Below are 6,323 nucleotides of genomic sequence, written 5' to 3' on the forward strand. Positions count from 1 at the left end.
ATTATAACAACGTGCATTTAATTTCTACCATACCAGGCGGCTGGAATCCTAACGATGAAGGGGTATTTTATATCGATCAATCTCCTGGAGACATTGTTTTTTTATCTTCGGCAGATTCCGATTTATTTATGATGAATAATGCCTACAAATTAATACATAATTCTGTAGACAATGCACCTTCTTTTCGGTTTGCAAATCTTAGTTATTTTAAACAAGAATTAACGATAGATACGTATGTAGATGATGTAATTTCTGCCGCAAAAATTGTTGTTCTTAAACTTTTAGGCGGAAAAGCCTATTACAATTATCTTTGTGAAGCGATTACAGATTGTTGCGAAGAAAACAATATTCAGCTAGTATTTTTACCTGGTGATAACAAACCAGATTTAGAGTTGATGCAATCTTCTAACATTCCGTTAAAGGATGTCGATTTAATTTGGAAATACATTCAGGCAGGTGGTTTAGAAAACTGTAAAGCATCTTTGCAATTAATAAGCAACAGAATTACAGATACAGTTGTAATTCCGGATGCTATAAAAACCATTCCCGATTTATTTTTATATCACCCAAAAGAAGGTATTTATACTTCATCAACAGAAAATAAAGAAAAAAAACAAGCTATTATTTTTGGGTATAGAAGTTATTATTTATCGAATAATTTAGCACCAATACATAGTATTATTGATGCTTTAGAGCAACAAGGAATTTCTGCAATTGCATTAATGGCAGCTGGGTATCGAGAACATGATATTCAGCAACAAATTTTTAATTTACTAAAAGCCCATCAAACAGAAAAACCCCAAGTTATTATTAATACTACAGGGTTTAGCGTGCAAGGATTTAATGATACTACACAGAGCTTGTTCGATGTTTTTAATGTACCCGCTATACAGGCAATTATGGGAAGTTGCAATAGAGAAAGTTGGCTAGAAGGTAGTTTTGGCCTACCGCCTACCGATATTGCCATGAATATTGCGTTGCCAGAGGTGGATGGAAAAATTATATCGAAAGTAATTTCGTTTAAAGAATCGGTAGAAAAAGATGCTTTAACAGATTCTGAAGTGGTTTCTTACGTTCCGAATTTAGAAGGTTGTGAGTTTGTAGCGCAAATGGCTAAAGCGTGGATTAATCTACAAGAGAAAACAAATTCTGATAAGAAAATTGCGTTGGTTTTACCTAATTATCCAAATAACAATAGTCGTTTAGCAAATGGTGTTGGATTAGATACACCACAAAGTACGTTGCAAATTTTAGCACAATTGGCAGCTGAAAATTATGCCCTTGCAGCCGATTATCCTAAAACGACCAAAGAACTTATACATAAGTTAACTAATTCTGTTACCAACGATTTAGAAACGATAAATACATTAAATGAACGCCACGCTATTAAATTAGACGAAGCTATTTTTTATAAGTACTACAATCAGCTTTCTAAAACACTTAAAGATACAGTAGAAGCACAATGGGGAAACCCAAAAGATTCACCAAATTATAAAGAAGGTTCTTTTTTAATTCCGGGTTTTATTTCTGATAATGTGTTGGTGAGTATTCAGCCAAGTAGAGGTTATAATTTAGATTTACAAGCCAGTTATCACTCGCCAGACTTACCTCCTCCTCCAGCCTATTTAGCCTATTATATTTGGTTGCAACATAGTTTTAAAGCAGATGCTTTAGTGCATATTGGCAAGCACGGAAACTTAGAATGGTTGCCCGGAAAAAGTGTTGCTTTAAGTAAAGAAACCTGTTTCCCTGCAGCTATTTTAGGCGCTATTCCGCATTTTTATCCGTTTATTATTAATGATCCAGGAGAAGGCACACAAGCTAAAAGAAGAAACCAAGCAATTATATTAGACCATTTAATTCCGCCAATGACCAGAGCAGAAAATTATGGCGATTTATTAAAACTAGAACTGTTAATTGATGAGTTTTATGAGTCGGCTTTGGTTGATAAAAGAAGAGCCTCTTTAATTAAAACCAAAATTGAAACGCTGGTAAATGAAACCCATCTTAAATCTGATTTAAATGAAGACGGAAAAGATATTGATGCTTTACTAGAAGTTATTGATGGTTATTTGTGTGAATTGAAGGAATCGCAAATTAGAGGAGGCTTGCATATTTTAGGAAAACTACCAAGAGAAGAAAAATTAGTTGATTTAATTGTTGCCTTGCATCGTTTGCCACAAGGCGATTTAAAAGGAATTACACAGTGTTTAGCAGCAGATTTACAACTCGATTTTGATCCTATAAATGTAGAGTACTCTAGTTCTTTTGAAAAAGAAATTTTCGGAATTTCTTGTAGAACTTACGGACAAGCAGTAGAATTGCTAGAAAACAAAGCGAAGAACCTTGTAACGCAATTATTTAACAACGATGTAATTGAGAATATTGGACAATACACCAATCAAATATTAAACTATATACAACAACATACAGTACCCGTTTTAGAAAAAACAAGTAATGAAATCACCCATTTAATTAAAGGCTTAAACGGACAATACATTCCTGCAGGAGGTTCTGGCGCTCCTACAAGAGGTCGTTTAGATATTTTACCTACGGGACGGAATTTTTATTCTGTTGATGTACGTACTGTTCCGTCTGAAACCGCATACCAATTAGGACAAAAAAGTGCTCAGAATATTATTGATCGTTATTTACAAGAAAACGGAGAATACCCTACTTCTATTGGTTTATCGGTTTGGGGAACCTCTACCATGCGAACCAGTGGCGATGATATTGCGCAAGCTTTGGCTTTAATTGGCGTAAAACCTGTTTGGCAAGGAAGCAACCGAAGAGTGAAAGATTTTAAAGTACTTTCTACTTTAGAATTAAAACGACCTCGAGTTGATGTAATGTTGCGTATTTCTGGTTTTTTTAGGGATGCTTTTCCTGATTTAATTTCTCTCTTTAATGCCGCTGTAGAAAAATTAGCTACGCTAGATGAAACCGATGAACAAAACCCAATAAAGAAACGTTTTGATGAAGAAAAACGGCAATGGCAAGAAGAAGGTTTAGATGAAAAACAAGCCAATGAAAGAGCTTTATATCGTGTTTTTGGATCTAAACCTGGTGCGTATGGTGCTGGTTTACAAGGTTTAATTGATGGAAAAAACTGGACAACTTCAGATGATTTAGCGCAAGCGTATATCAATTGGAGTGGTTATGCGTATTACGGAAAAGACAATAGTGGAAAATCTGCCCACGAAACGTTTAAAAAACGATTGTCTAATATTGAAGTGGTGATGCAAAACCAAGATAATAGAGAGCATGATATTTTAGATTCTGATGATTATTATCAGTTTCAAGGCGGAATGACGGCTGCTGTAAATACGGTAAAAGGATCTCAACCAGAAACGTATTTTGGAGACCATTCTCGTCCTGATAATCCGAAGGTGAAATCTTTAAAAGAAGAATTATTAAAAGTTTTTCGCTCCAGGGTTGTAAACCCAAAATGGATGCAAGGGATGCAAGAACATGGGTATAAAGGTGCTTTTGAAATGGCTGCCACCATGGATTATTTGTTTGCTTATGATGCCACCACCAATTTAATAGAAGATTTTATGTACGAACAAATTACAGATTCTTATTTGTTTGACGAGGATAACCAAGCTTTTATAGAAGAACACAATCCTTGGGCCTTAAAAGATATGTCTGAGCGTATGCTGGAAGCGATTCAAAGAGGGATGTGGGAAAATCCGTCCGAAGAAACTATTGAAGAATTAAAAGAAATTTATAAAAAATCTGATAACATAACAGAATAAAATGAAAACATTTAAGATTCAATCACCTGACCAGGCTATTGTAGCTCCTTTAACCAATAAAATAAATAAAAAAACAAAACCCGTTGGTTCTCTAGCAGATTTAGAGGGTATCGCTATAAAAATAGGTACTATCCAACAAACGTTATCTCCTAGATTAAGTAAACCAACAATTGTGTTATTTGCAGCCGATCATGGTATTGCAGAAGATAATGTTGTAAACCCTAATCCGCAAGAAGTTACTTGGCAAATGGTTTATAATTTTATAAAAGGTGGAGCAGGAATTAATGTGTTTACAGACCAACATAATATTGATTTAAAAATTGTTGATTCAGGTGTAAAATATGATTTCGAAAATTGTGAAGGACTTATTCATGAAAAAATAGCTTTAGGCACAAAAAATTACTTGCATGGACCCGCAATGACAAAAGAGCAATGTGATACGTGTATTGAGAAAGGAGCTGAAATAGTTGCAAATATTCATGCTGAAGGTTCTAATATTATTGGTTTTGGAGAAATGGGTATTGGTAACACAAGTTCTTCATCTTTGTTAATGAGTACCTTTTTAAACATACCCATTGAAGATTGTGTTGGTAAAGGTGCTGGATTACAGAATGTTGGAGTTCAAAATAAAAAGAGAGTACTTAGAGCTGTTATAAATAAACACAGTTCGGTATCATCACCAGAAGAAGTTTTACAAACATTTGGTGGTTTTGAAATAGCAATGATAACAGGTGCTATATTGCAAGCTGCTGAATTAAAAATGATTGTATTAATTGATGGATTTATCATAACAGCGGCTTTATTAGCGGCTTCAAAAATAAATCCGGAAGTGGTTGATTATTGTATTTTCTCACATACTTCGGGAGAATCAGGTCATCAAAAATTATTAGAATATTTTAGAGCAAAACCTTTATTAAATTTAGGTTTAAGATTAGGGGAAGGTACAGGTGCTGCGATTGCGTATCCTTTAGTACAATCTGCTGTAAATATTGTAAATAATTTATCTAGTTTTGATCATGCAAACGTAAATGACAAAGTAAATTAATGAAAAAAGAAATTCACATATTCTTTACCGCATTAATGTTTTACACAAGAATTCCTATTCCTAAAAGCATTCTATTTAAAAAAGAATATTCTAAAGCGTCAATCAAATATTTACCGCTAATAGGCTTATTGGTTGGCGGACTTTCTGCTCTAATATTAAATTTATCACTACTTGTTTTACCTGTTTCTATTGCTGTAATTATCTCTATGATTACTGGTTTGTTACTAACAGGTGGATTTCATGAAGATGGTTTGGCAGATACTGTTGATGGTTTTGGAGGAGGATGGAACAAAGAAAAAATTCTTCTAATTATGAAGGATAGTACTATTGGAGCTTATGGAGCAATCGCTTTAGTAATGGCACTTTTGTTGAAATATCAATTATTAGTAGCTTTGGTAGATTTATCGATAGCAAACGGAATTAATACTCCATATTTTATGCTATTTGTTTTGCTTTCGGGTCATAGTCTTAGTAGAGTTCTAGCCATTAGTGTAATGATTACGCATTCCTATGCTCGTATAAATGATGACTCTTCAAAATTAAAATCGATAACAACTGATATCTTAAAATGGACAAGTCCGGCATTTATTTTATCAAGTGTTTTTGCTTTATTTCCGTTATTTTTATTTCAATCACCTTATGTCTTTTTATTACTTATTCCCATTTATTTGGTAAGAGTACTGCTAACTAGGTTTTTTAATAAATGGATTAATGGTTATACAGGTGATTGCTTAGGATCCATTCAACAAATTTGTGAAATTATATTTTATTTAAGTATACTAATACTATGGAAATATATTTAATTAGGCACACCACGCCTCTTATAGAAAAAGGGGTTTGTTATGGGGTTAGTGATATCCCCTTAAAGGACACTTTCTTATTAGAAGCAGAAAAGGTTTTGAGTCAGATTCCTACTCGTTTTGATAAAGTGTATTCTAGTCCTTTGCAACGTTGCAAACAATTAGCTCAAGTTATTACTGATGATATTACATTCGATAACCGTTTAATGGAACTTAATTTTGGTTCTTGGGAACTTAAAAAATGGGACGAAATACCTAATAATGAAATACAACCTTGGTACGATGATTGGGTACATGCATCTACCCTAAACGGTGAGTCTTACCAAGATTTACAACACCGAGCAATATCATTTGTAGAAGACCTTCCTAAAAACTATGATAGCATTGCTATTGTTACACATTCGGGTGTATTGAGAACTTTATGGGCATATTTTAACAACATAGATTTAAAAGATTCTTTTGATGCGCTAGTTATTGATTATGGTGCTGTCTTAAAAATAATTTATTAGGGATAGATATTTTAAATCTAAAATTACAATATATTCAAAATATTATTTTTTTCGTAAAAATATACTGATTGAATGTAGTTATGTAAATACATAGACATCCTTTTATAATATTAACGTTTTGTATTATTTCTTTGGTTTACCTCCTAAAACGTCATCTTTACCATCAGAATCCACAGACTCTAGTATTTATTTCAGTAACAACATTAAAAAA

4 protein-coding genes are annotated in these 6,323 nt (G+C 33.2%); all 4 read left to right on the plus strand.

Annotated features, from left to right (window positions below):
• Positions 1 to 11: 11 nt before the first annotated feature.
• From cobN to cobC, 4 genes are read left to right on the plus strand one after another with little or no spacing between them, the layout of a single operon-like run.
• Positions 12 to 3,758: a cobaltochelatase subunit CobN gene (gene cobN / locus MPF19_RS11505; RefSeq protein WP_249988359.1), complete on the plus strand. Its 3,747-nt coding sequence runs from the start codon at positions 12 to 14 to the stop codon at positions 3,756 to 3,758.
• A gap of 1 nt (position 3,759) precedes the next feature.
• A complete protein-coding gene (cobT, locus tag MPF19_RS11510; protein WP_203393746.1) occupies positions 3,760 to 4,803 on the plus strand; it encodes a nicotinate-nucleotide--dimethylbenzimidazole phosphoribosyltransferase in 1,044 nt (347 codons plus the stop codon).
• On the plus strand, positions 4,803 to 5,606 hold the full coding sequence (locus tag MPF19_RS11515; protein WP_249988360.1) for an adenosylcobinamide-GDP ribazoletransferase: 804 nt from the start codon (positions 4,803 to 4,805) through the stop codon (positions 5,604 to 5,606). The genes cobT and MPF19_RS11515 overlap by 1 nt, the downstream gene beginning before the upstream one ends.
• On the plus strand, positions 5,591 to 6,112 hold the full coding sequence (gene cobC / locus MPF19_RS11520; RefSeq protein WP_203393744.1) for an alpha-ribazole phosphatase: 522 nt from the start codon (positions 5,591 to 5,593) through the stop codon (positions 6,110 to 6,112). Before MPF19_RS11515 ends, cobC begins: the two co-directional genes overlap by 16 nt.
• The last annotated feature ends 211 nt before the right edge of the window (positions 6,113 to 6,323 follow it).

The organism is Polaribacter sp. Z014, from assembly GCF_023555435.1.
GTDB lineage: Bacteria > Bacteroidota > Bacteroidia > Flavobacteriales > Flavobacteriaceae > Polaribacter.